Source organism: Vibrio sp. A2-1, from assembly GCF_021728355.1.
Classification (GTDB): Bacteria; Pseudomonadota; Gammaproteobacteria; order Enterobacterales; family Vibrionaceae; genus Vibrio; species Vibrio splendidus_K.
In genome coordinates this window covers 94,780-121,099 of record NZ_JAKKCO010000005.1, presented here as the reverse complement: position 1 = coordinate 121,099, position 26,320 = coordinate 94,780, and the positions used below count along the sequence as shown (strand labels likewise).

The 26,320-nt window shown below is 43.5% G+C and carries 22 protein-coding genes and 2 pseudogenes; 11 read left to right on the top strand and 13 right to left on the bottom strand.

The window, feature by feature from the left end; translation table 11 throughout:
• Window positions 1–40 precede the first annotated feature (40 nt).
• Window positions 41–265: pseudogene (locus L3V33_RS17060) on the top strand (transposase); the annotation flags it as partial.
• A gap of 214 nt (window positions 266–479) precedes the next feature.
• On the opposite strand, the gene L3V33_RS17055 reads toward L3V33_RS17060, so the two are convergent.
• The 6 genes from L3V33_RS17055 to rfaD are packed head-to-tail and all read right to left on the bottom strand — an operon-like array spanning window position 480 to window position 6,705.
• Window positions 480–1,484: a glycosyltransferase 52 family protein gene (locus tag L3V33_RS17055; protein WP_237290883.1), complete on the bottom strand. Its 1,005-nt coding sequence runs from the start codon at window positions 1,482–1,484 to the stop codon at window positions 480–482.
• Between the two features lie 5 nt (window positions 1,485–1,489).
• Window positions 1,490–2,413: a glycosyltransferase family A protein gene (locus L3V33_RS17050; RefSeq protein WP_237290882.1), complete on the bottom strand. Its 924-nt coding sequence runs from the start codon at window positions 2,411–2,413 to the stop codon at window positions 1,490–1,492.
• A gap of 3 nt (window positions 2,414–2,416) precedes the next feature.
• Window positions 2,417–3,667, bottom strand: a complete 1,251-nt coding sequence (gene waaA, locus L3V33_RS17045; RefSeq protein ID WP_237290881.1) for a lipid IV(A) 3-deoxy-D-manno-octulosonic acid transferase — start codon at window positions 3,665–3,667, stop codon at window positions 2,417–2,419.
• Window positions 3,661–4,719, bottom strand: a complete 1,059-nt coding sequence (gene waaF, locus L3V33_RS17040; RefSeq protein WP_102482937.1) for a lipopolysaccharide heptosyltransferase II — start codon at window positions 4,717–4,719, stop codon at window positions 3,661–3,663. The genes waaA and waaF overlap by 7 nt, the downstream gene beginning before the upstream one ends.
• Window positions 4,716–5,711 carry a lauroyl-Kdo(2)-lipid IV(A) myristoyltransferase gene (gene lpxM, locus L3V33_RS17035; RefSeq protein ID WP_102482938.1) on the bottom strand — a complete coding sequence of 332 codons (996 nt, stop codon included), beginning with the start codon at window positions 5,709–5,711 and terminating at the stop codon, window positions 4,716–4,718. Before lpxM ends, waaF begins: the two co-directional genes overlap by 4 nt.
• Window positions 5,712–5,763: 52 nt before the next feature.
• Window positions 5,764–6,705, bottom strand: coding sequence for an ADP-glyceromanno-heptose 6-epimerase (gene rfaD, locus L3V33_RS17030; RefSeq protein WP_237290880.1), 942 nt, complete (start codon window positions 6,703–6,705; stop codon window positions 5,764–5,766).
• 266 nt (window positions 6,706–6,971) lie between these two features.
• Here rfaD and L3V33_RS17025 point away from each other — a divergent pair, with 266 nt between their 5' ends.
• The gene (locus tag L3V33_RS17025) at window positions 6,972–7,607 is read left to right on the top strand and encodes a TetR/AcrR family transcriptional regulator (protein WP_237290879.1); all 636 of its coding nucleotides are present in this window, start codon (window positions 6,972–6,974) and stop codon (window positions 7,605–7,607) included.
• 362 nt (window positions 7,608–7,969) lie between these two features.
• Here L3V33_RS17025 and L3V33_RS17020 read toward each other — a convergent pair whose 3' ends face one another.
• From L3V33_RS17020 to L3V33_RS17000, 5 genes are all read right to left on the bottom strand, one after another.
• The gene (locus L3V33_RS17020) at window positions 7,970–9,121 is read right to left on the bottom strand and encodes a peptidoglycan DD-metalloendopeptidase family protein (RefSeq protein ID WP_237290878.1); all 1,152 of its coding nucleotides are present in this window, start codon (window positions 9,119–9,121) and stop codon (window positions 7,970–7,972) included.
• Window positions 9,122–9,527: 406 nt separating this feature from the next.
• Window positions 9,528–10,349 carry a serine O-acetyltransferase gene (gene cysE / locus L3V33_RS17015; RefSeq protein ID WP_009847961.1) on the bottom strand — a complete coding sequence of 274 codons (822 nt, stop codon included), beginning with the start codon at window positions 10,347–10,349 and terminating at the stop codon, window positions 9,528–9,530.
• Window positions 10,350–10,444: 95 nt separating this feature from the next.
• Window positions 10,445–11,509 carry an NAD(P)H-dependent glycerol-3-phosphate dehydrogenase gene (gene gpsA, locus L3V33_RS17010; protein WP_054547947.1) on the bottom strand — a complete coding sequence of 355 codons (1,065 nt, stop codon included), beginning with the start codon at window positions 11,507–11,509 and terminating at the stop codon, window positions 10,445–10,447.
• Between the two features lie 267 nt (window positions 11,510–11,776).
• Window positions 11,777–12,253: a protein-export chaperone SecB gene (gene secB / locus L3V33_RS17005; protein WP_004733234.1), complete on the bottom strand. Its 477-nt coding sequence runs from the start codon at window positions 12,251–12,253 to the stop codon at window positions 11,777–11,779.
• 99 nt (window positions 12,254–12,352) lie between these two features.
• Window positions 12,353–12,787: a rhodanese-like domain-containing protein gene (locus L3V33_RS17000; RefSeq protein WP_237290877.1), complete on the bottom strand. Its 435-nt coding sequence runs from the start codon at window positions 12,785–12,787 to the stop codon at window positions 12,353–12,355.
• A gap of 250 nt (window positions 12,788–13,037) precedes the next feature.
• Here L3V33_RS17000 and yjbE point away from each other — a divergent pair, with 250 nt between their 5' ends.
• The 8 genes from yjbE (at window position 13,038) to L3V33_RS16960 (ending at window position 23,562) form a co-directional block, all read left to right on the top strand.
• Complete coding sequence (gene yjbE, locus L3V33_RS16995; RefSeq protein WP_102440971.1) at window positions 13,038–13,253, top strand: exopolysaccharide production protein YjbE; 216 nt, start codon at window positions 13,038–13,040, stop codon at window positions 13,251–13,253.
• Window positions 13,254–13,354: 101 nt separating this feature from the next.
• Window positions 13,355–14,056, top strand: coding sequence for a YjbF family lipoprotein (locus L3V33_RS16990; protein ID WP_237290876.1), 702 nt, complete (start codon window positions 13,355–13,357; stop codon window positions 14,054–14,056).
• Window positions 14,057–14,073: 17 nt separating this feature from the next.
• Entirely contained in the window at window positions 14,074–15,009 is a 936-nt protein-coding gene (locus L3V33_RS16985; protein ID WP_237290875.1) for a capsule biosynthesis GfcC family protein, read from the top strand.
• Window positions 15,009–17,318: a YjbH domain-containing protein gene (locus L3V33_RS16980; protein ID WP_237290874.1), complete on the top strand. Its 2,310-nt coding sequence runs from the start codon at window positions 15,009–15,011 to the stop codon at window positions 17,316–17,318. The genes L3V33_RS16985 and L3V33_RS16980 overlap by 1 nt, the downstream gene beginning before the upstream one ends.
• Before the next feature lie 913 nt (window positions 17,319–18,231).
• Window positions 18,232–19,368: a polysaccharide export protein gene (locus tag L3V33_RS16975; protein ID WP_237290873.1), complete on the top strand. Its 1,137-nt coding sequence runs from the start codon at window positions 18,232–18,234 to the stop codon at window positions 19,366–19,368.
• A gap of 118 nt (window positions 19,369–19,486) precedes the next feature.
• On the top strand, window positions 19,487–19,927 hold the full coding sequence (locus L3V33_RS16970) for a low molecular weight protein-tyrosine-phosphatase (protein WP_237290872.1): 441 nt from the start codon (window positions 19,487–19,489) through the stop codon (window positions 19,925–19,927).
• Between the two features lie 186 nt (window positions 19,928–20,113).
• Window positions 20,114–22,285, top strand: coding sequence for a polysaccharide biosynthesis tyrosine autokinase (locus tag L3V33_RS16965; RefSeq protein WP_237290871.1), 2,172 nt, complete (start codon window positions 20,114–20,116; stop codon window positions 22,283–22,285).
• Window positions 22,286–22,390: 105 nt separating this feature from the next.
• A protein-coding gene (locus tag L3V33_RS16960; protein ID WP_237290870.1) for an IS3 family transposase occupies window positions 22,391–23,562 on the top strand; the annotation gives its coding sequence in 2 pieces (ribosomal slippage) (window positions 22,391–22,673 and window positions 22,673–23,562; 1,173 coding nt in all).
• A gap of 316 nt (window positions 23,563–23,878) precedes the next feature.
• On the opposite strand, the gene L3V33_RS16955 is transcribed toward L3V33_RS16960, so the two are convergent.
• Together L3V33_RS16955 and L3V33_RS16950 are read right to left on the bottom strand one after the other, a co-directional pair.
• Complete coding sequence (locus L3V33_RS16955) at window positions 23,879–24,214, bottom strand: hypothetical protein (RefSeq protein ID WP_004733275.1); 336 nt, start codon at window positions 24,212–24,214, stop codon at window positions 23,879–23,881.
• Between the two features lie 166 nt (window positions 24,215–24,380).
• Window positions 24,381–24,737 carry a hypothetical protein gene (locus tag L3V33_RS16950; RefSeq protein ID WP_237290869.1) on the bottom strand — a complete coding sequence of 119 codons (357 nt, stop codon included), beginning with the start codon at window positions 24,735–24,737 and terminating at the stop codon, window positions 24,381–24,383.
• Window positions 24,738–25,057: 320 nt separating this feature from the next.
• Between L3V33_RS16950 and L3V33_RS16945 the strand changes: the two are divergent.
• Window positions 25,058–26,166 (top strand): annotated as a pseudogene (locus tag L3V33_RS16945) (helix-turn-helix domain-containing protein).
• The last annotated feature ends 154 nt before the right edge of the window (window positions 26,167–26,320 follow it).

Sequence of the window (26,320 nt, the reverse complement as noted above, 5' to 3'; positions counted from 1 at the left end):
TTTAGGGTGGCCTCGGCTAGCAAACTCGTGCACTTGCCGCATTTCACTTTGCTCGAAACTCAACGGAATGACGGCATTATATCGCCAAGTGACGAATATGGGCTGTCTCGCTCGTGCTCGGCGTAAATTCATGGACGCTAAGAAGTTACAAGGAAAAGGAAAGTCGGGCAAGGTCAATAAAGTGTTGGCAAAAATCCAGAAGTTCTATGGGATAGAGTCGAGCCTAAAAGGCATTTCTGCGAAACAACGGAAATCGAATCGCAAGTGCATAAAGGAGTTGGCGAAAGCCGAGCCTGACCCCTAACTTGGAACTTCAAACACTAGTAATGTCGCCTCATGGGGCTATGAGGCGTGTACAGTTTATTAATTGCTTACAATAGCTAGGCTGAATGTTATCAGTTGTACAAGAGGTATTGTGTAGAATAGTCGCCTAGATACATAATATTTTAAGGCTCTAGGAATCTTATGCCTATCAATGGTTAAATTTTAATACTCTTAATCCCCTGAGCTATAAATAACCGACGTAGCCTATCAGTTCGAACGATACTTTGTTTTCTTATGTTAGCTACCTCAACGCCCGATTCAAGGTTAAAAATTGGCATATCTTTATAAAGCAAAGTAGAGGTGTATTGAACGGTAGATAGGATACCAACTAGTGATGAGAGCTTTATCTGCTTATCAACTAGTTCGATCTCTAGCGGGAATTCACTAGCGTGATAGCGAAGATTCGGTATTTTTTCTACTTCTTTTCTTAACTCGCCTGATTCAGTCCTGTGAGGGAAGTAGAGAATTGGCTTTTGACTCTCATGTGAGAAATGCTTAATCTCAGAAATGTACTGTTCAATGGTTTTTCGTCTTTTATGTCCAATTGCACCTTGTCCAATGAAACCGATAGGCGCTTTTTCATCAAATAGATTTTGTGTTTTATATTTTTTTTTAAAAACAGTAAGTTCATTTTTTGTTATATGATGTTTGGGATTTTTAATATCAAATACAGTAAATAGTTCAAGGTTCTTCGATTGAGATAGGCGACCAATAGGCTCACATCCTTTCAATCTAATGAGCAAATCTTGAATTAAACGCGGGCGGTAATAAACGGCCTCTGTTCGGATAGACTCTTCATACTCATTAACCGTTAACGTACCATCATCAAAATAGACTTCTTTGCTTATAGGTAAGTTCCGGATTATCAGTTTCGTTCTCCAGGCCATGTATTCAGCATGAAAGAAGTGTTGTATCGGTGAGGCGTTAATTAAACTTTTTATTTCTTTGATCGCGTTTGGTACATGCTTGCTTCGAGAAACTCTTGGGATCTTAATGACGTGATCCCATTCACTTTCATTGACGATTTTTTTCTGTTGGCTTAAGCCAGGTTCGGAAGGTTGTTCAACAAGAAGTAGAATATTATTTTTCGTTTTATAATGTGCTTTTGCTTCATTCGCACAAATATATTGAAAAGGTGAAGTAACCAAAAATAAGTTCAATGTGTTCACCTATATATCTTGTTTAATCTTTTAATGCAAATTAACAAATATCCCAAATATCCTAGTTTTGATGTGCAAAAATAAAATGATTTTTTCTTTAAGCTTGCCTCTTTAGGTATCACAACTTCAAGGTTTTTGAGTATTTTTGACTTTAATGATTTAAATTCTTGGTAGTTGCCCCATTTTCTAAAGCATAATGATAATGCTGGTAAGTATGCTAAGTTAAATGCAGTTTCCGTAAAATGTTTTTTATTATCTTCATATAAGCCTAATCTTTTAGCATTATTAACTAAAAATATAATAGATTCGACTCTATCCGATGCATTTTTTAAACTTGAGGAATTACTTTGACTCCCACAAGTATATGAATATTTGTATAGTGCCTGATTGAAATGTTCTCTGCTAGAGCTAATGTTATACATGAGAAAGCAAACTGCATTATCTTCATAATTTATTCCTTCAGGAAATAGTATGCTATTATTTTTTATTTTTTCTCTATCGAAGAATGCACAACAAACGGGCCCGCTAGGTTTTGAATGAGGACTTATTATTGTCTCTTTATTTTTCTTATCATACTTAATTAAATTAAATGTTATTATTTTTGTTGTGTGTTTTTTTAATGGCAATAAGTAGTCTTCATCAACTAGATCATCCGAATCAACAAACGAGATGTATTTATATTTTGCACTTTTAATTCCAACATTTCTAGCGCTACCAGCGCCTTGATTTTCTTGGTCTATAACTTTTAGATATGAATATTTTACCTTTAAAGAGTTTAATTTTTTTAGAGAACGGTCTTTTGAACCATCATTTATAGCTATCACTTCACCTAGAATGCCAGGGTTCCTTTTATTCGCTAGTTCTATTGATGCAATACATTTGTCAATGTATTCTTCAGAATTGTATACAGGAATTATAATGCTTAACATAATCTACCTATTGTTGATTAAGTTTAGAGTTTTCTTTATAGCGCCATTGTTAATAGAAGTCACGCCTAAATTTTCATTTTTTTTATCAAAGAATGAGGTAATAGTTTGTGATGATTCTTTTAATTTTAGTATGACAGTGACTTTATTTTCAAAAATTAAACCTTCTACTATTTCTTTAAAATTAAAATAACTTGGCCCAGTAATCACAGGGACACCTAAAGCTGCTGGTTCCAATACATTATGGCCGCCAACTTTATCTCCGATTAGGCTTCCACCCATGAAGCAGACATCAGCAGATCCAATTAAAATCAACATCTCTCCCATAGTGTCACCGATGTAAACTTGTATTTGTTCAAACGAATCAATACGAGAGTATGTTCTTCGAGTTGTGGTAAACCCTAAACTTTCGCAAAGCTCAAAGACGCTGTCAAATCGTTCTGGGTGGCGAGGAACTATAATAAGAAGTGCATCTGGGTGTGATTCTAGAATTTTTTGATGAGCTTCTAATACTTGTTCATCCTCACCTTTATGGGTACTGGCGGCTATCCACACGGGACGGTTTATACCAAGATCAGCTCTTAGTGTTTTACCTTTTTCTCGAACTTCATCTGAAATTTGGATATCGAACTTGATGGAGCCAGTTACGGCAAGCTTGCTTTTATCTACGCCTAAGCTCTCGAAACGTAAGGCGTCAGATTCCGTTTGGCAGAGAACCTTGGTTAGGCAAGGATGAAGTGAATCAAATAAGGGTTGAACCTTAGCGTAGTTGTTACGCGATTTCTCAGACAGGCGAGCGTTCACGACCGTAATTGGTACACTAAACTGAGAAACGTAATGAAGTGTGTTTGGCCACAATTCCGTTTCAATGATTAGCATCTTCTTCGGTTGTACCGCTTTAAAAAAGCCTTTTACAGCGAAGCCGAAATCAATTGGCATGTAACGGTGTTCGACTAATTCACCAAGTTTCGAGATTTGCTCAGCGCCGGTACTGGTTGTCGTTGTGACGACAATCGTTTGGCCTGGGTTTTGTTTTTTGAGTTCTTTGATCAGAGGTACAGCTGCGATACTCTCACCAACAGAGACAGCATGAATCCAAATAGGACGCTGATTTGATATTAGCTTAGGTGTTATGCCAAAGTGCTCTTTCCAGCGTTTACCAAACTTCGGCTTATTTGGCTTACTTTTATACAAGCCAAAGAGTAATAGCGGGGCCACAAGCGCAAGAAGCAGAGTATAAAAAAACCGGACTAACATGCGCTCACCGAAATGGCTTCCAGTTTATGGATACTATTGATTACTTGTTGCGGTGACAGCTCCGTTAAACACTTTAAGTGCTTGAACTCACATTCACGCTTAAAACATGGGCGGCAATCAATATCAGTATGCACAATCTCGACTTTCTCAGCGAGTGGCGGCGTATATTTGGGCGATGTTGAGCCGTATACCGCAACAACATTACAACCAACAGCAGCAGCAACGTGCATTAAGCCCGAATCATTAGCAACGACAGTTTGGCAGGCACCAAGCAGATCAACGGCTTCAATCAAGCTGGTTTGACCGGCTAATACATGAATTTTTGATTGTAACTGTTCAGGAACAAGTGCCTTTATGCTGTCACAAGTCTCTAGATCTTTTTGAGAGCCAAACAACCATACTTGCTTGCCCGCTTTACTCATAGCCGTTGCGACTTCTGCATAATGCGTTTCTGGCCATTTCTTTGCAGGGCCAAATTCTGCGCCTGGACAAAGCCCTGTAATGGCAGCATCTACAGTAAGTTCGAATTTGTTAGCCGTAGACAGCTGTTCATCTTTCAAAATGGTTAGAGCAGGTCTAGGCAAATGCTCTAGACCGCCTAGGGAGCTGGAGTCGATCATCTCTGATCTTGGATGAGCAAGAGCCACATAGCGCTCAACCATGTATTGGAAGGATTTCTTATTTGGGCGAAGATCGTTTAATAACCCGTAGCGCATTTCACCTTTCCAGCCAGTGCGCTTTGGAATGTTTGCAAACCAAGGAATCAATGCTGATTTGGCTGAGTTTGGACAGATAAAAGCTTGGTCATATCTCGTATCACGAAGCGTTTTACCAATGGCTCGGCGCCCAAGTAAATTGAACTCACCATGGCCAAGAGGCATCTCAATCGCTTGATTGACTTCAGGCATACGCTCAAGAATCGGTTTACACCAACCGGGTGCAATTACGTCAATCAGTGCATTTGGGTGTTGTTGCTTGAGTGTAATGTACAACGATTGTGACATTACCATGTCGCCCACCCAAGAAGGACCTATGATCAGAATTTTCTTCATCGTGTATAGCCCTTAATCCACAATTTAGGATCATGGTATGGTGAATAGGTGCTGTCAGGGTCTTTTGGTGTATTGAGGAACTTAAGGATCCACATATATTGCTCTGGCGTTTTAATTACGGCCTGCTCGATAAAGGCATTCATACGACGAGTGTCATGGTGTTCATCTTTTGAAGGATAATCATCCCAAGGTGGATAAATATCGATAACAAACTTACCTGTTTCAGCATCAAATATGGAGAAAACAGGGATAATTTTCGCTCTACTGACTTTAGATAGTTTACCAAGACCTGGTAGCGTCGCTTTTGGGGTGTTGAAAAAATCAACAAAGATGCTGTGTTCTCGACCATGATCTTGATCTGGTAAGTAGTAACCTAGGTACCCATCCCTCACTGATTTGATAAAAGGTTTGATGCCATTGTCTCGTTCGTACACTCGGCCACCGTATTGGACACGCTGGCGATGCATTAGCCAGTCCATTACGGGGTTTTTCTGACGTTTAGCCATTGCCGAAACAGGTAAACCTTGAGAGGCGAAATAAACTGCTGGAATATCGATTCCCCAAGAATGAGGCACCAGTAGGATAGCATTGTCACCTGAATCTAGAGTTGATTGTATGTGCTCCAGCCCATTTACCGTTGTATTGTTGACTAGCCACTTCTGACTACGCAATGACAGGGAAGCGAAACTTAATAGAAACGTACCTGCAGTAACTAGAGTTTTTTCTAATAACTGTTCTCGCTCTTTTTTTGATAGGTCAGGAAAACAGAGTGCAAAGTTTACCCAAGCGTTGTTAATTGTTCTACTCGGCCTTTTAGTCAATGCCCTGGCAATCTTTGTAGCAAGCTTAAGTTTTACTTTATGGGGAGTTAAGGCCAAGGGTAGGCCTAGAAACACAACTAGCCACGTTCCCCAGTGCTTCGGAGCAAGGAAACCCCACTCGAAAGCGGGGTTGTAGGCATTTTCATCGAAGTCGTTACGTTTCTCAGTCATTGAAAACTCTCAGTTCTTAAATGCTCTTAGTTCTTGGACAGTAAGAGAGTGATTATTGGTTTTGCAGAGTCATGTATTCCGCAACACCTTCTGCAACCGTTTTGAACTCAATATCACAGCCAGCAGCACGAAGCTTGGTTAAGTCTGCTTGTGTGAATTCTTGGTAAGCGCCTTTTAAATGCTCAGGGAAAGGAATCGTTTCGATTTCACCTTTACCGTGGTGTTTAATGACCGCTTTGGCTACTTCGTCAAAAGACTCAGCATTGCCGGTGCCTAGGTTAAAGATGCCAGAAACACCATTTTCGAAGAACCACAGGTTTACGGCGGCAACATCACCTACGTAAACAAAATCACGCTTAAAGGTTTCGCTACCTGCGAACAGTTTAGGGTTCTCACCGGCGTTCATTTGGTTGTTTAGGTGGAAAGCAACAGAGGCCATGCTGCCTTTGTGATCTTCACGAGGGCCATAAACATTGAAGTAACGGAAACCCGTAATTTGAGGCAACGTCTCATTATGCGCTACAGCATCTGCTGTTAAGCGACGAACATAGTTATCAAATTGTTGTTTAGAGTAACCGTAGACATTTAATGCGCCTTCGTACTCTTTCTCTTCGATAAAAGTATTGGTCTCACCGTAAGTAGCGGCAGAAGAGGCGTATAGAAATGGAATTTCACGCTCAATACAGTAGTGAAGCAGCTCTTTTGAATACTCGTAGTTGTTGAGCATCATGTATTTGCCATCCCATTCAGTCGTCGCAGAGCACGCACCTTCGTGGAAAACGGCTTCAATAGGGCCGAAATCATCGCCAGCCATAACTTGAGTTAGGAAGTCGTCGCGATCCATGTAGTCAGTGATGTCTAGGTCGACAAGGTTTTTAAACTTCTTACCATTTTTGAGGTTGTCGATGACCAGGATATCGTTGTGGCCAGCTTTGTTTAGCGCCTTAACAATATTGCTGCCAATCATACCAGCACCACCAGTTACGATAATCATACTTTTCCTACTCTTTTGAATACAAAACTATCGCGAGTATAGCAAGGAATGAACAATACGGGCTAGTGCAAACCCAGGTGACTCATTCATTAGTATATGAATTAACTTCATGAATTTAGCTATCCAATGCGACGTCTAAGATAAACATGGTGAGCGACTTATGAACGGATGAATATTGAGCTTCGCAGACCAGATGTTATCAGCTCGATCTATCCGCTTAGTGGCGATATACTGAACCACTAAACGGATAGGGATACTAGTAACTAATGAAAACACGTGACAAGATTGTTTACGCTGCTCTAGAGCTTTTTAATGAGCACGGCGAGCGTAGTATTACGACCAATCATATTGCTGAGCATATCGAGATTAGCCCTGGTAACCTCTACTACCACTTCCGTAACAAACAAGAAATTGTACGTGATATCTTCACCCTCTATTCAACAGAGTTGCTTGAAAGGTTCACGCCGATTCAAGGCCAGCAAGAAAGCCTGACGCTATTAAAGACCTACTTAGATTCTATCTTCACGCTAATGTGGAAATACCGATTTTTCTATGCGAATCTGCCTGAAATATTGTCACGTGATGAAAAACTCCATCTTGATTACATGGCTGTGCAAGAAAGATTGCAAACCAACCTTGTCGATATTATGAGAGCCTTTGTTGAGTTGAATTTGCTAAAAGCAACGGATACGGAAATGAAGTCGATGGTCACTTCTCTTCACTTGATCGCATCGGGTTGGTTAGCTTATCAATCTGCGATGTCGCCAAAAGCTCAAATTACTGAGCAAGTAGTTCATCAAGGAATGCTGCAGATGATCGCAACCGTTAAACCAATTGCGACTGCTCAAGGTTTTGAGCAGCTGACACTGTTGGAAGATGGTGTGAAAGCTTTGAACAGCTAACGCCAGATGCGGGTAATCGAGATTCGAGTAACGAAAAGCAGGGTACAGCGACGACTAGGCTAGCATTTTTCATGTAACGTTTTACTCTAACCTTGTATCTGCTTTCATGCTTTTTGTATCTCGGTTACTCGAATCTCGCATCTGATTTCAAGCTCTTCGCATTTCGGCTACTCGAATCTCGCATCTGCTTTTAAGCTCTTCGCATCTTGGCTACTCGAATCTCGTATCTGCTTTTAAGCTCTTCGCATCTCGGTTACTCGCATCCCGTGTCTGCTTTCAAGCTTTTCGCATCTCGGTTACTCGCATCCCGTATCGGCTTTTAAGCTTTTCGCATCTCGGTTACTCGAATCCCGCATCTGCTCTTACCTAACTAACCAACTCTTTGGATTCTGAGCTTGGCTGTTTCTGCGAATTTCAAAGTACAGTGATGGGCGCGTTTGGCCGCCAGTGTCACCAGCAAGTGCAATCGCTTCACCCGCTTTCACTTTGTCACCTTCTTTCTTTAAAAGTGCTTGGTTAAAGCCGTAGAGCGTCATATCGCCTTTACCGTGGTCAAGTAGTACTACTAAGCCATAACCACGCAGATACTCTGCAAAAACCACCGTGCCTGAATAAACAGACTTAACTTGCTGACCATATTTAGCGTTGATCACCATGCCTTTCCAGTTAATTTGCCCCGTTTGGCGTGAACCGTAGTTATGCAGAACTTTGTCTTTGATTGGCCAAGGTAGTTTGCCTTTACGTTTGGCTAACCCATCCATAGGGATTGCATTACGTCTCTCGCGAGCCGCTTTCTCTGCTTTCGCTATTTCAGCTTTTAGGCGAGTTTCATTGCGTTGAAGCTCTGCCAAGTAATTCTTGTCACCCGAGATGTTTTTCTTGATGCTGCCAACGGTTTTCTTACGCTGCGTTTGAGTTTTGGCTAACGTATCGCGCTTGGTGGTTTGCTGTTTTAACAGTGATGCTATCTGTTCTTGCTCAAGTTGACGCTGTTTATGGCTTTCTTCTAATTCAAGTTGCGTCTGTTCAATCGTTTTGATTGTTGCGGAGCGCGCTTTGGCAAGGTGTTGGTAATAGTGACTGATGCGATCTTCTTCAACACCCGTGTTGAGGATGTGAGAAGACGCTTTAGCTCGACTTGTCATGTAGTAAGTTTGAATCAGTTGTTCTAACTTGTCGGTATGGATTTTTTTCTGAGCCGTAAGCGCTTTAATCTTGGTGTCTAAGTTAGCAAGATTTACATTAGCGGTATTGAGTTGCTTTTTACTGTCTAGAATCGCCTTTTCAAGCGACACAATGGACAGCTCTTGTTTCTTGAGGTTTGCCTGTAGGCTATCGAGTTTTTTTTGCTGTGAGGAAAGGTTTTTTTGTTGGCGAGATATTTCGCTCGATACGCCTTTCAGTTCCCCCTGAGAGGCGGAAAATGACGATGTAGATAACAGAGCAGCGCAAAGGCTGGTAGATATCAGAAGAGTCCGGCTAATGGCTCGAATTTGTTTCATCATTATCGTCATTTAGTTGTATTCATCTGCTCTTAATTTTTCGAATTTCGCTGAATCGAATCCCGAATCTGCTTTTAAGCTCTTCGCATCTCGGTTACTCGCATCCCGAATCTGCTTTTAAGCTCTTCGCATCTCGGTTACTCGAATTCTGAATCTGCTTTTAAGCTCTTCGCATCTCGGTTACTCGAATCCTGAATCTGCTTTTAAGCTCTTCGCATCTCGGCTACTCGAATCCCGAATCTGCTTTTAAGCTCTTCGTATCTCGGTTACTCGAATCCCGAATCTGCTTTTAAGCTCTTCGTATCTCGGTTACTCGAATCCCGAATCTGCTTTTAAGCTCTTCGTATCTCGGTTACTCGAATCCCGAATCTGCTTTTAAGCTCTTCGCATCTCGGTTACTCGCATCCCGTATCTGCTCTTAAATCCCATCACCATGGATGAAGTTCTGAGAGCGACCGTTAAACCCCTGATCCATATCCAAAGACGGCTTGTCAGTTTTCGGCTTTCCAACAATTTTTGCAGGAACGCCAGCGACTGTCGTATGAGGTGGAACTGCCTGAAGAACCACAGAGCAAGAACCAATCTTCGCGCCTTCACCCACTTCAATGTTGCCGAGTATTTTAGCGCCGGCACCAATCATTACGCCTTCGCGGATCTTAGGATGACGATCGCCACCTTCTTTACCGGTACCACCAAGGGTCACGTCTTGAAGAATCGATACATCATTTTCAACGACAGCGGTTTCACCAATCACAATGCCTGTCGCGTGGTCGAGCATGATAGCTTTGCCGATACGAGCGGCTGGGTGAATATCCACTTGGCAAGCAACCGAAATTTGGTTCTGTAGGTAAGTGGCAAGTGCAATACGCCCTTGCTTCCACAGCCAGTTAGCCACTCGGTAACCTTGCAGAGCGTGGTAGCCTTTCAGATAAAGCAGAGGCATCGAGTACATCTCGACCGCAGGATCTCGATTTACCGTCGCGCAGATATCACAAGCGGCAGCATCAATAATCGATTGGTCCTGCTTAAATGCTTGTTCAACCACTTCACGTACTGCCATTGCTGGCATTGAAGCCGTCTTTAGCTTGTTTGCTAGGATATAGCTAAGGGCTGCGCCTAAACTTTCATGGTTGATAATCGTGGCATGATAAAAACTCGCAAGCATAGGTTCTTGCTCCGACTGCTGTCGAGCTTCCTTCACAATGCATTGCCAAACTTTTTGTTGTTCACAGTGTTTCATTTTACCATCCATTCCTTTAAACCAGATACGTGTAGCGAGATGAGAGATGCGAAGAGCTGTAAGAGCAGATTACTCGAATCCCGTATCTGCCCTAATTATCTTTCTGACTTCTTGTCTCGTGCAAGTAGATCTTGTGCTGCTAAGTGGGCATCTTTCCCTTGATACAACACTTGATAAATTTGTTCAACAATTGGCATTTCAACGCCCATGCGTTCTGATAATAACCAAACTTCTTTGGTGTTGCGATAACCTTCAACGACTTGGCCAATTTCTTCTTGTGCGGTATCCACATCTTTGCCTGCGCCAAGTGCCAAACCAAAGCGACGGTTGCGTGATTGGTTATCAGTACAGGTTAGTACTAAGTCACCCAACCCTGCCATGCCCATGAAGGTTTCTGGTTGCGCGCCAAGAGCTGCACCTAATCGGCTCATTTCCGCTAAGCCGCGAGTGATAAGTGCGGTACGTGCATTAGCACCAAAGCCAATACCATCCGACATACCTGCGCCAATTGCGATAACATTCTTCACTGCGCCGCCAAGCTGCATACCAATGAAATCAGAGTTTGCGTATACGCGGAATGTTTTGCCGCAATGAATCTTCTCTTGCAGCTCTTCTAAGAAAACTTCATCAGGTGAAGCGACAGAGATAGCCGTTGGCATACCCATCGCTAACTCTTTGGCAAAAGTAGGACCCGACAGAACAGCCAGTGAGTAACCATCACCAAGTACATCGTGAGCGACGTCTTTAAGTAGGCGGCCTGTTTCTGGCTCTAAGCCTTTGGTCGCCCAGCAGATGCGAGAGTTCTCTGTTAAGTGAGGCTTAAGGCTATTTAAAACGATACCAAACACGTGGCTTGGAACGACAACCAAAAGGTCTCGGCTTGAAGTCACGGCTTTTTCTATATCTGACTCAATAATTAAGCTGTCTGGGAAAGCGATATTGGGTAGAAACTCATTGTTCGCACGCTCAGATTCAAGGCGAGCCATATGAACAGGGTCATGTCCCCAAAGAACAACATTGGCACCGTTACGCGCTAGAGAGATCGCTAAAGATGTCCCATAAGAACCTGCGCCTATCACTGTCATCGCAATGTCTTTACCGTAAGCGCTATCTTTACCGTAAGCGGCTTTCGCGTGAGTCGGGCGAGTTGTTTCTGTCATGCTTCCACCTAAAAATAATGAGGGAAATCGAAGAGTTCTTGAGATGTTTTCTAAAGTAAGAAGAAAAATCTCTCTATCAAAGTACAGTGTAAATAAAAAATGCACATCGCAGAAGCTGCGATGTGCATTTAAAAGCTAACTATTTAACGAAAACTAGCTATCTAATAAAAGCCCAGCTTCTTAAAAATAAGCGATTTGAGCATTAGTCAGAGTAGTTCTATTTCGAAACTTAAGCTCTACTTGAAAACCTAAGCTCTATTTGAAAACCTAAGCTTGCTCGCCTTCAGTTTGTTCTGCTTGTTGAGCTTGGTTTTGTAGGTAGTTCATGAACAAAGCATCAAAGTTTACTGGCGCTAGGTTCAGTTGTGGGAACGTACCTTTAACCACTAGGCTAGAAATCGTTTCACGAGCGTATGGGAACAGGATGTTCGGGCAGAATGCACCTAGGCAATGAGCTAGTTGGCCAGCTTCCATTTCGCTTGCAGAGAAGATACCGCCTTGTTGAACTTCACAAAGGAATGCAGTGTCTTCTGCGTTCTTAACCGTAACCGTTAGACGTAGGATGACTTCGTAAACGCCTTCGCCAAGTTCACGGCTTTGAGTGTCTAGGTCCAGTTTTACATCTGGGTTCCACTCTTTTTGAAACATGTCTGGAGAGTTTGGCGCTTCGAAAGAGACGTCTTTTAGGAAGATACGTTGGATTGCGAAGTTTTGTTGTGCGTCTTGTTGTGCTGCTTCAGCCATTTTCTTGTCCTTAAAAATTTTAAATTAGACTCTGTTCATTATATTTATCGAACAAAGCCTGAAAGTTAGTATATCGGTCAGCCGCTTCTTGCCTTTAAGCTATTTCTTACCTTTAACTAAAGGAAGATTAGCTTCGCTCCAAGTCACTAAGCCGCTTTTCAGTACGCTTACGTTTTCGAAACCAGCTTTAACCAGCAAGTTCGCGCTTTCTTGAGCGGTTTGACCTGTCTTGCATACTACGATGATTGGGTCTGCTTTGTGGCTTTCAAGGCTACCAAAGCTATTTGCTTTGATATCTGACGGCAAAATGTGAACTGCGTCCGTAATATGGCCCTTTTTGAACTCATCCTTAGTACGAATATCAACCACAATCCCATTTTCACGGTTAATCATGTGTGTGGTTTGCGCTGCCGTGATCTCTTTGTAGGCTGCGTTTGATGTCTTGATAACGTTCGCAATGATGGCAACAACCAAGCCGATCCATACGATGGCTAAAATCATATTCTCTTGAACAAATGGAACTAACTCTTGCATATCTTGAACTCTTATTCGTTATTGGGCGAAAAACTATAGGTCAGGAGTATAGCGATAAAGGATAGGAGAATACAGAGGAAGCATAGGGTTGTGATGACAGGTGAGATGTAAAATGGTTTCTGTCTACAATTTATGCATTTACTTGAACACATTTATTCACTAATATTGTCAATTGGTTGTTTAAGCTGAACAATCAGTTGAGGTTATTCTTAACCTCAGCATATAAACGTTTATATTAATGGGAATCATTATGAAAAAAATGGCTTTAGCGGCAGCACTAGCTGTTAGCTTCTCTGGCGGTGTTTTTGCAGCAGCAGAAGGTGCAGCAGCAGGTGCTGGCGCATCAACAGCAGCAGCAGGTACAGCAACAACAGTAGCAGTAACAACTGCAGCAGTCGCAGTAGGTGCAGCAGTTGCTGTTGCTTCTAACGACGGCGGCGCTACAACTACAACTACAACTAAATAGTTCTTATTTGTAGTCTGTATAAAACCATTTTATGTGAAAGCATAAAATGGTTTTTTTATATCAGTGTGTCCTAAATAGCCTCGCTAGGAAGCAAAATAATCATGATCAAACCGCTTATCGTATTTTTAGGGCTGCTAGTTACTGGTTGCTCACAACAGTTCCAAGATCTTAATTCCACATTCAATGAAGCTCTCTTTGGTGATGCCGACGTCAGTACCACGGCCGAATATATTCAAGATCTGCCTTACGCTAGTATCTATGCCGAAATTAACGACCAAGGTAAGATTTTTATGGTGTTGGCTTTTGTTGGTCAAAACCCTGTAACCGGGGCTGAACAACTCAAATGGATGTCATCAGACAAAGCCATGATCGTGACGGAAAATGGACGAGTGGTTCAAACCTTATTACTGCCTTATGAAAATCTATCTGGTTTAACCGTTAAACCGGCCAATGCATTAGTACCGAGTTTTGATTTGTCGGCAACGCCCAAGGCTCAAGAGTGGCAAGCTACCTACGATTGGCAACCAGATTACCGATTTGGCTACAGTGCAAACATCGTTCGAACATACATTAGTGAAGAAACCGTACAAACCCCGATTGCGAACATTGAAGCGCGTAAGTTTGTCGAGCAGATCCGTTACCCAGCCCTAGGACAAGATATTGAGAATCAGTATTGGGTAAACAAACAGGGGCAGGTCGTCAAAACGGTTCAATACCTTGGCCCAGAGATGACCCGTTTAGAGCTGACCTTGCTAAAGCCTTATCAAACGAATAAGTCAAAGCCCAATCAAATTAAAGAATAAAGTGGTGAGTGAATAAAATGAATTATTTAAAAAAACTAGGGTACACAGCAGTACTTACGGTTTGTAGCGTTCTAGTGCCACCACTTGCCACGGCTCAAAGCCAAGTTCCAGTGCTTACGGTTGAGTTACCGATGCAAGGTATCACGCTGCAATATTCGCAACCTACGCGCTTAGAACAAGTATTAACGGATGCCAATGCGAATGGCGCGTTAAGGTATTTCCCGCTGTCTGCCCAGTTATTTGATCGCAATGCTCAACTGCAGGTAGACAAGGTAAAACAACAGGTGTTGGATAAGCTCAAGCATTTAGCTTTACAAGAGCCACAAGCAACATCTGTGCTTAAGCAGCTCGAATCTTTTGATTATCAAGCACGTTACTTTGTTGAGTTAGACCAAAATGCAGTGATGTCTCAGGCAGATAAGAATCCCTTATTAGTTTCAAAAGAAACAACTGTTGCATCAAAAAAGCCAGCTATGGCATCAACACAGCTAGCTATGGCATCGAAACAGTCAGCGACGGCATCAAAACAACAAGCTACGGCGTCGAAACAGTCAGCTACGGCATTAAAAAAACCAGCTTCGCAAGGGGTTAGCGCTAAATCAGCGGAACAACAGCACTTTGAGTTATATCTAACCGCTCGCCCAACCTCTGTGAATGTAGTCGGGGCAGTAAAGCAAGCTCATACGCTGTCTTTGGTTGAACACGCTCAGCTAGATAACTATTTAACGCGGTTGCCAAAAGACCAGCTGCTAGGTATTGCTGATAACAGCACGGCATTTGTCATCCAACCCGATGGGCAAGTGAATGAAATCAGTTATGCCTACTGGAACAGTAAGCCTGCTTATTTTGCTCCCGGTGCTATTATTTTTATCGCCTTTGATTCTCTCCCTTCTGAGTTTTCCACTTTGAATCAAGACATTGTCGAACTTCTACGTCATAAGGTTAATCTGTAATGTCGGCTACTCAATCATTTCCATTAACCCTGCTCGCAAGTTCGATTACGGGTACCTTACTGGCTGTCAGCAGTTTTGCTGTTAATGCGCAATACCTTTCTGCCACCACGCAAGAGCTACCTTCTCAAGTCGAGGTTTCTGGCTTTAGTGCGCCAACGCTAAAACACTCTCAATCGGACTTTGGGGGGGTGGGTTTAATGCAAATGCCTACCGCGCGTATGGCTCCAGAGGGTGAATTCAACCTAAGTGCATCGTTCAATAACGAATATTATTTTTATAACGTTAGCCTGCAATTGATGCCTTGGTTAGAAACTACCATTCGCTATACCCAAGTTCAGGATCTGCTTTATAGCGGTAATGGCAGCGCAGACTGTTCGCAAAACTCATTCAGTGGTTGTACTAAGTACACTGACAAAGGCATCGATTTTAAAGTTCGCTTAATGGAAGAAGGCTACTATTTTCCGGAGCTTTCTGTCGGAGTGCGCGACTTTGGCGGCACAGGGTTATTTGATGGTGAATTTGTTGCGGCGAGCAAGCGATTTGGCCCGCTTGATGTCACGTTAGGCATGGGCTGGGGCTACATGGGCACCAGTGGTAATATTACCAATCCATTCTGTAAAGCCAGCGACAAGTATTGCGAACGAACATCAGATTTCAAAGGCAACGGTGGCAGCGTCGATTTTGAGCGTTGGTTCAAAGGCGATGCGGCAATTTATGGTGGTTTAGAATATCAAACACCCTATAAGCCATTAACGCTTAAGCTTGAATACGACAGCAATGATTATTCACAAGATTTCCCAGTTATGCGTGGTGGTGTCGACATGACACAACATACGCCATGGAACGTGGGTGCTGTGTACCGTTTTACTGATTGGGCAACGGCAAAAGTGAGTTATGAACGTGGTGACACCCTGACAATGGGTTTTGATTTAACCACCAACTTTAATGAAATAGCCTCCGTGTGGCGAGATACCGAAGCGGCAACTTTGCGACCAAGCGAAACAAGCAGCATGGATGACGTTGAACTGGCCAAGTTGACCCAAGAACTTGAGACCGTAGCGGGTTATGAGCAAGCGCAGATCTTGGTCGATGATAATACGCTGATTGTGAAAGGCGAGCAGGTGAAATACCGCAATCGAGAAGTTGCGCTGGAACGTGGTGCAACGGTGATTGCCAACCATGTCCCTGACTATATTGACACCTATAAGATCGTTGAAACCAGTAACGCAGGCGAGTTAAATCAAACCGCTATCGATGCCAATCAATTTAAGCAAGTTGCTACATACCAATATTTGGACTCGGATATTCAAGACGCTGCACAGCCAAGTGATGTTGAATCGAAATCGGCGATGGCTTATCAAGATGGTATAGATTATCGCGAAGGTATAACTTATTACGATGACAGAGAACGTTTTGACGTGTCTGTTGCACCTAATTTGGCGCAATCTTTTGGATCAGCGGAAGATTTTTACCTATATGCTCTAGGCTTATACACCAATGCGTCTTTCTGGGCGACCAACAACGTTGAGCTGTCTGGTTCTTTGTATATCAACTTGATCGACAACTACGATAAATTTAATTATGAAATCCCAGAAGATGGCACTGCGCAAACGCCACGAGTGCGAACGCTTTTCCGTTCTTACGTTGACGAGCCTGTTCGTTTAGACCGCTTGCAACTGACGTGGTTCGAAGACTACGGCAGCGGTATCTATACCCAAGCTTACGGTGGTTACCTAGAGAGCATGTTTGCGGGTGTAGGTGGTGAAGTACTTTACCGCCCATACAACAGCAACTGGGCAATCGGTGCCGACATGACAGCCATCAGTCAACGTGACCCAGAAAGTTGGTTTGGTACGTTTGATGAAGAACTGCAATACCATGAAAAAGATCAGGCTTACTACAAGGTGATTGATAAAGGCACCACCGGATTTGTTACCGGCTACTACATGCCGCAGTGGGATTTCTTAAGCGACACTTTATTTAAAGTCGGTGTAGGTAAATTCTTAGCGGGAGATATCGGTACTCGTATCGATTTCTCTAAGCAGTTCAAGAGCGGTGTTATCGCTGGTGCCTTTGTTAGCTTAACCGACATGACCACCGAAGAATACGGTGAAGGCAGTTACACCAAAGGCTTTTACGTATCGATCCCATTCGATCTAATCACGGTTAAACCGAGCTCAAGCCGTTCACAATTTACATGGCAACCGCTAACTCGTGATGGTGGACAAGTGCTGAATAAGCAATACAACTTGTTCGACCAAACCGACGCTCGCTCACCTTGGTTCCAAAGACCAAGTAGCGTTAAGTAGAGCGGAAAGAGCAGTATCGAGATGCGGGTAATCGAGTAGCGAAGATCGAGAAAAGATAGATACGGGTAACGAGTAACGAGATACGAAGAGTAGGGAAAGAGCGGTATCGGGTTATCGAGTAACGGGTACAAAGATCTAAAAATCAGCAACGAGATTCGGGTGATCGGGTCTTGAAGAGCTTCAAGGTAGGTGAGAGAAATTGAGCCTACGAAAGCCTATCTTTTGGTTCTCCCCCTTGAGCGCCGTTCGTTTGTGAGCGGTGATGTTCATCAAAGGGGGAGTTAGAGGGGGATGTTAAACTATGTGTTACCAACCCCTCCCAGCCTCCCCTTATGTTGGTATTTTCTGCCAAGCTGCACCTGTGATAAAGGGGAGGAGCTAAAAGCATCCCGTTACGGCTTTACCTGCTCTTGGCTCTTCGTTTACTCGTATCTCGCTACTCTCATCTGCTCTTGCGCTCTTAAGCTTTTCGTATCTCGTTCACTCGCATCCCGCATCTGCTCTTGCGCTCTTAAGCTCTTCGCATCTCGAATCCCGCATCTGCTCTTTAACCATTCAACTAGGTTGATAATAAGCATAAATTGTGGATAATGTTCAGGGATTAAACTAACCGTGTGCAGTGGCTTTTTTTGCGACGTTTAGTTGTTCAGTCAGTTAGATAGTCCTATTCAATTTTAAGCGTCTTTTGGGGCCTGCTGAGTGAGTAGGATTAAATAAGTTACGCAGTGTGATGTCGCGGGTTATCAAAGGGCGGTAGCGTCCCCATTTTTTAATTGTAAATGGGAGTAAGATCTTACTACTTTTTATTACTTTCTCTAATATCCTCTTGTGTAATTGATAAAATCACGAACCCTCTATTCTTTGGATGTCCTTTTAGGCACCAGACACATTCCGTTTCTATGAATTGGTAAACATGAAGATTAATAAAAATCGCCTCCTTTTAGCGCTCCTTCCTGCTTTACTGGCAGGCTGTACTACTCCAGGGACTCACCTTTCTACCGACAATAAGAATGTGATTCTTCCTTCTGAAGAACAGCAAGAGCCTGACATTTCTGATGTGGTTAATCTTTACCCATTGACGGCTCAGTCAGTATCGAGTTATCAAACTAATGTTTTGTCGGTTTCACAAGCCAACCCTGAGCTTGATATTGATATCGCCAAATATGAATACCAAGTGGGTATCGGTGATATCTTAAATATCACGATCTGGGATCACCCAGAACTGACGATTCCTGCCGGCTCTTACCGTAGTAGTACAGAAGCAGGTAACTGGGTTCATGCTGACGGCACCATCTTTTACCCATACATTGGTACAGTAGAAGTCGCGGGCAAAACCGTTCGTGAAGTGCGTGCTGATATTGCAACTCGCTTAGCGAAATACATCGAAAGCCCTCAGGTTGATGTTAACGTAGCGGCTTTCCGTTCTAAGAAAACCTACATTACTGGTGAGGTTTCAAACCCTGGCCAACAAGCGATTACCAATATCCCTTTAACATTATTGGATGCAGTGAACCGCTCTGGTGGTTTATCTGAAGACGCCGACTGGCGTAATGTTTCATTAACCCGCAATGGCGTGGAAGAGAACCTTTCGCTTTATGGTTTGATGCAGCGTGGTGACCTAACGCAAAACCGCTTATTGCAAGCCGGTGATATTGTTCACGTGCCGCGTAATGACAATCAAAAAGTATTTGTTATGGGGGAAGTGAACGACCCACAACTGTTGAAAATCGACCGTGTCGGCATGAGCCTAACGGAAGCGCTTAGCAACGTTGGCGGCATTAACCAGTTAACGGCAGATGCCACGGGCGTGTTCGTGATTCGCACTTCGGATGATAAATCAGAACGCATGGCCGATATCTACCAACTCAATATGGAAGATGCCTCTGCATTGGTGATTGGCACTGAGTTTGATTTAAAACCTTACGACATTGTTTACGTTACCGCCGCACCAATCAGCCGTTGGAACCGTGTTATCGGGCAGCTTGTACCGACCATTTCTGGCTTCAACGACCTAACCGAAGGTGCGTTACGTATCCGTAATTGGCCTTAGGCTAAGATAGATTAATCTTCAGGTCACATTTCACGTGTGACCTGATTTTTTATATTTATAAGTGCGTCAAGTTTATAAATACGCTCGGTTTACGAAAAACTAACGTTATAAGTGAATTATGTTTAATAAAATTTTGGTGGTGTGCGTCGGTAATATTTGTCGCTCACCCACTGGAGAACGTGTTCTTCAAAAATTGCTTCCCAATAAAGAAGTGGCCTCTGCAGGCATTGCTGCCGAAAAAAGTCGTTTAATCGGTAAGCCAGCAGATGAAACGGCGATTTTGATTGCCTCTGAAAATGGTGTCGATGTTGAAAATCACCAGTCTCAACAAGTTACACCGCAGCTTTGTGCTCAGTATGATTTGATCTTGGTGATGGAGAAGGGCCATTTAGAAGCGCTCACTCAAATATCACCAGAAGCGCGTGGTAAAACCATGTTGTTTGGCCAGTGGATTGGTCAGAAAGACATTCCTGATCCGCATCGTCAAAGCCGTGAAGCGTTTGAATATGCTTACAAATTGATTGACGAAGCCGCACAAGCTTGGGTGAAAAAGCTTTAGATAAGAGATAAGAGATAAGAAAGTTAAGCGTTAGCCAAAGCTCGTAAGCTTTCTATATAGCCAGTCAAGCTTTAGAGATACCCAGCTAAGCTATGTGAATAGCCATTAATAGAATCATATAAAAGAGAAGCACATAAGCCGTATTTAACTTCTCTTCAAAATACTAGTTTAGGAAGTAGTAATCTGATGACAACACAACCATCTCAGCAATCACACACAGATAACTCTGATGAGATAGATCTAGGGAAACTGCTTGGTATCTTATTAGATGCTAAATGGTTAATCATACTGACCACATTTGTTTTTGCTGTGCTTGGTATTGCGTTTGCCCTGCTTTCGACACCCATTTACAAAGCGGATGCGCTGATTCAAATTGAAGAGAAGAGCTCTGGTGGCATTTCTTCTATGGTCGGCGACATGGGTGACATGTTCTCTCAGGAGTCTTCTGCCACGACAGAAGTGGAGATTATTAAATCTCGTATGATTTTGGGCGAAACGGTTGATAAATTCAATTTAACCACCGTAACTGCACCGAGTTATGCACCGATTGTCGGTAAAGGATTTGCTCGCCTAACCGGTGATATTAACCACATTGTCGTGAGTCGTTTTGCGTTGCCAAGTTATGCAAGCGCTTACGGACATAAGATTCAGATCGTCGATGCTGAAAAAGGTACTTACCAGCTAGTTCGTGACGATGAGCGCGTTATCTTGAACGGTAAAGTGGGTGAGCTCGCGACAGCAGACGATTACAGCTTGTTTGTGGCAGGATTTGAATCGCATAACGATTTTGAATTCTCGATTGGCAAACGTAGCCGATTAGCTGCAATTGAATGGCTGAAAGCTTCTTTGTCTCTTGCTGAACAAGGTAAGCAAACGGGTATTTTGAAGCTAAGCTTTGAAGGTGAAAATAAGCAGCAGATTTCTGAAATTCTCAACCACATTAGCCAGATCTACTTCTTACAAAACGTGAAGCGTAATTCAGCAGAAGCAGAGAAGAGCCTAGAGTTCTTAGAAAGCCACCTTCCAGGCATCAAATCTGAGTTAACCGGCTATGAAGACGTACTAAACAATTACCGCCAAGAGAACGAATCGATCGACTTGGGCTTAGAAGCACAGTCAACCTTGAAGGTAATGGTCGAGCTTGAAGCGCAATTGAATGAGCTGACGTTCAAAGAGAGTGAAATTAGCCAACGCTTCACTAAAGATCATCCTGCATACAAGGCATTGCTTGATAAGCGCAAAACGCTATTGGGCGAGAAAGATCGCCTAAACAAGCAAGTGCAAAAACTGCCGAAAACCCAACGTGAAGTACTGCGTATGACACGTGATGTTGAAGTAAACCAACAAATCTACATCCAGCTTTTAAACAAGGTTCAAGAGCTAAGCATTATTAAAGCCGGTACGGTCGGTAACGTTCGTATCTTAGATGACGCTCAAGCGTATGCTGGTGCTGTTAAACCGAAGAAACCGCTGATTGTTGTGTTAGCAACACTACTCGGTGGCATGCTAAGTGTCGCGTTTGTGTTAGTGAAAGCTGCGTTCCACCGAGGTGTGGAAAGCCCAGACCAAATTGAACAGATTGGCCTGCCAGTTTACGCAGCCGTACCAAAATCTGATTTGCAGATAGAACTAACGAACCGCTTTAAATCGAAGAAGAAGCAGACCAAAGGGACTCAAGCGCTGCTTGCTGAATCTAACCCTGCGGATCTTTCAGTTGAAGCACTGCGTGGCCTTCGTACCAGCTTACACTTCGCGATGCTAGAAGCGAAAAACAACATCCTGATGATTTCAGGCCCTGCGCCGGGCATTGGTAAATCATTCATCTCGACCAACTTTGCCGCAGTAGCAGCAAAAACAGGCCAAAAGGTATTGTTGATTGATGCCGATATGCGTAAAGGTTACCTACAACAAAGCTTTGGTGTGAACTGGGATAACGGTCTTTCTGATGTACTGAGCGGTAAGCAAGAGTTTGCTCAATCCATTAAAACAACACCGGTAGAGAACCTAGACATTATTACTCGCGGCCAAGTGCCACCGAACCCATCTGAACTGCTGATGCACCCGCGCTTTGCAGAGTTAATGGAATGGGCATCTAAAGAGTATGACTTGGTGATTGTCGATACCCCACCAATACTGGCGGTAACCGACCCAAGCATTGTCGGCGCCTTTGCTGGCACCACATTAATGGTTGCGCGTTACGGCCAAAACACCGTAAAAGAGATCGACGTTGCTCGTAACCGTTTCGCACAATCGGGTATCGAAGTGAAAGGCGTTATCTTCAACGCGATCGAGAAGAAAGCATCAAGCTCATACGGCTACGGTTACTACAACTACACGTATTCGAGCGACAAGAAGTAAAGGCTAAAGAGCAGTAACGAGATGCGAGTGGCGAGATACGAAAAGCGCCACTCGCATTGATGTGACCCCATTAAAGTAGACACTTAATACAGAGTATTAAGTGTCATGAAAGTAAAATCACAAAGACAATTTACAGACGAATTTAAGCGAGAAGCTGTTCAGCAATCTCTCAACTCTTCTGACACCGTTAAGTCAGTAGCACTATCCTTAGGAATATCGCCGGTGCTACTTTCTAAATGGAGATGCCAAATGACGTCGAAGAAGATTAATTCCCTCCCAATACCTAATCAAGGCCCCGAAAAATCTGTTACTCAATTGGAAAGAGAGATCCGTCAATTGAAGAAGAAACTAGAGATGGCGGAGCTGGAGAATGATTTCTTAAAGGAAGCGAAGGCTTTCTTCGACAGCCAAAAAGAATAAGGTTCGAGTACATCCTAAAGAAAACCTGTGTGAAGCTACCTGTTATTCGTTTATGTCGATGGTTAGATGTTTCTACAGCGGGTTACTACAAGTGGCTCACGAGACAACCTTCGAAACGAGAGGCAGAAAATGAGTCCTTAAGTAACTACTTGAGGCGGGAAAGCAAAGCTCAGCACTGTATTCCTGGTTATCGAAAACTTTGGGAGGCGGCTGTTGCTAACGGTTTTATTTGCAATAAAAAGCGAGTACAGAGGCGTTTGCAAAATATGGGCTATCGCTCTTGCGCTAGCAGGAAGCGATATGGACTTGCGCCAAGGCAAAATATACTCATGCCCGCCTATAACATTCTTGCCCGTCAATTTAACGTGGATAAATCAGATCATGTTTGGGTGTCAGATATAACTCAGGTGCGCTGTACGGATGGTTGGCAATACCTGTGCGTCATCTTAGATTTGTTTTCACGTAAAGTGATTGGCTGGTCAACAAGTCGTGTTAACAATGCAAAGTTAGTGCTAAGAAGCCTGAATAAGGCTTGGAAACAAAGGCAACCTTTAGGTCACGAGCTTTTGTTTCATTCCGATCAAGGTATTCAATATCGAGCGTTGGAAACGCTCCGTTGGCATCGTAAACGCAAGATTAAAGTCAGTATGTCGAGAAAAGGAAACTGTTGGGATAACGCTTGTTCTGAAAGCTTTTTTGCGCAATACAAGAAAGAGTGGATGAACAACTTAGGTGAGCTATCACGACAAGAAATGACGATGCAGAGTCGAATTTACATCGATACCTATTATAATCCGGTAAGAAGGCATGGGACTCTAGGTGGAATGAGCCCCATGGATTTTGAACTAATCAATTAAACCCCTGTGTCTACTTTTTAGGGGCCACATCACATCCGCTCTTCGAATCTCGCTACTCGTCACCCGTATCTATTCTTTATTCACCCGCATCTGCTTTTTAAGCTCTTCGCATCCCGTTTACCCGTTACTCGCATCTGTTTTTTAAGCCTTTCGCATCCCGTTTACCCGCTACCCGCATTTGCTCTTTTAGCTCTTCGAATCTCGTTTACCCGCTACCCGCATCCGCTCTTAAGCCTTTCGCATCCCGTTTACCCGCTACCCGCATCTGCTCTTAAGCTCTTCGCATCCCGTTTACCCGTTACTCGCATCTGCTCTTCTACTTCTTCACCACGCCACCTGTTAAATACAATCCAATCGCCGCTAACACCGGATAGCCAAACGCTTCATTGGTCATTTCTCCTAATGGTTTCCAATCGTAGCCGTGCATACAACCCAAAATCACCATCACATGCAGTGCCACATAAGGAATGGTGAACAACAACACAATGTAGCGTTGTACCAACTTAAAAGGTTCATACGCCTTAAGCAGTGCCAGCTTGTGCTTCGCTTTTTCTTCATCAGTAAAAAACATCGCATCTCCTGTGTTGGTGAGTGCATCTAACCCCTTGCTAATAGAAGACTGGCTCCCGAATATTCTCCCGAACAATGTCATACTGCTCCTTGGTTTATTGATGGTTATATACCGCCTCTCTCGTCATTCCGCCATTCTGTTGCTTTAGAGGCGAGGAACGAAGTGTCTGGGATCTGTTTTTAAGCTTTTCGTATCCTGCTAGCCCGCTCTTCCGAGTCAGCCAGTTCTTGTGAATCAGCAGGTGCTTCTAACGGCTGGTGTGGAACTCGATCAGTTGCTGGTGGAGTGTTTGACAAAATAAATCCTCGTGTTGTTGTAAATAGGCGATTAAAGGCGTTGATAACGATTCTTTTAAATTAGGGGGCAATGCGATGTGTTGTCGCAAACTGGTGGCTACGGTTTTTGCATAACCAGAGTGGTGGCTGACATAACGTAAATACATCACGCGATAACCCAGTGGTTGGCTTCGCCGCGCTCGGCTGATCATCCAACAAATATCCTCATAGCTCGAGTCTTCGAAATACCGATCTTCAAAACATCGGCACTCGATGCTGGCCATTCCGGGTTGGTACGCTGAAATAAAAAGAGAAACTATCGCCTTCATTAAGCACCTTATTGTTGTATGGGGAGGGCAATGTACTTCAACATTCTTGATTGGGGTTGGCGGTAATAACGCGAAAACGGAGGAACGCAGAAAAGTGAGAGGTGCTTCGAAGGTAATTATCTTAAGTAGTGTTCTTGTTGCATAGCAGTGAGAGCACATAGGAAAAACACTTTTTGTTACTTTTTATCTCGCCGCATCTTCGCCCCCAAAGCGCCAAAAAGTGTTGTTAATGCCTTTTGTATCAATGGTTATGCGTATCTATGAGCTTTTATAGCGAGAACCATGCAATTAGATAGACCAATTAACAAGGAGCGTTATTCATGTGTGTTTCCCTCATTCTTTCTTTCATCCCATTAAAAACCGGATCGCCAATTAGTAAATTGGTGTTATTAAAATTGGCCGATAACGCAGACGCGCGCGGCGTGTGTTTTCCTTCCCTCAATTACTTAGCGCAATATTGTGAAGTGTCGGTAAGAACCGTTAAACGACACGTTAACGAGCTAGAAAAGCAAGGGTTTGTGAAGCGGATAAAGCGGTTTGATAATTCAGGACGCCAGCGCAGCAATATATATCAGCTGCGCCTACCCAGCGACAGCCACATTCAGCAGGCCGATCTAGACCAAGCAGCCAGAGCTCTCGATCAAGAAGAGAGAGATCTAGACTTAAATGATCAAACCGACCTAGATAACGCCAATGTAGAACAAACAGACTTACCGTCAGCTTCGCTAGAAAATACACAGAAGACAGAGCGAGCAAAGAAAACAGAACAGGCGCAGAAAACCGATCATTCAGACACTCACCAGGGTGACTCAAGATCCAACACGGAGAGTGATCATCCTGCACACATAATCTTTCATAAAGAACATAAAACAGAGTTGAGCTTGAAAAGCGACATCTTAGATGACACCGATGTGATTGATCCCCCTCGCGGTTCTGAAGAGCATGAGAGCTCCGAACCCAAAAGCAAAACCAAAAATGACGCCGTGATTCACCTGCTCACCAAAGAGGGCAGCGCGCCGGTTTATCATGAGTTCACCACAATATTAGAACGCACCTACCCAAAGTTAGATGTGCTGCAAGAACTGCATGCCATGCAAGCGTGGTTGTACATCAACCCCGACAAGCGCAAGCCCTTTGAGCACATTGGCCACTTTGTGAATGGCTGGCTAAGAAGAAGTGCCCAAGCCAAGACTAAACGAGGCTCTTCGCCAATCACGAAACAAACAAGGGCAGGAAAACCAGCAAAGGCTTCTACACCAACCAACGCAGCTAACACCCAACAGGCAACTAAGCCCATGGAACCGAAACAACCCACACCTGTCTCTCAGGCCTTAGCGGACTACAAAGCCAAAAGCGCCACCAACCCGTTCGAAGCACGTATCAAGGCCCTAGTCCAATCTAAGTCGTGAGCACGGACTCTAAGCAGTGACCATTCGAACATTCACAGACTAAGAGCTTGCTCACACAGCCCTAAGCTATGAAAAACAAGAGCTTAGTAAACAAAAACTTAGAAAAACCAAACGCTAAGGCAGAAAAAAGCGAATCTAGCCAAAAAACGGCAAGAAACAAAAAGTAGAATTAGG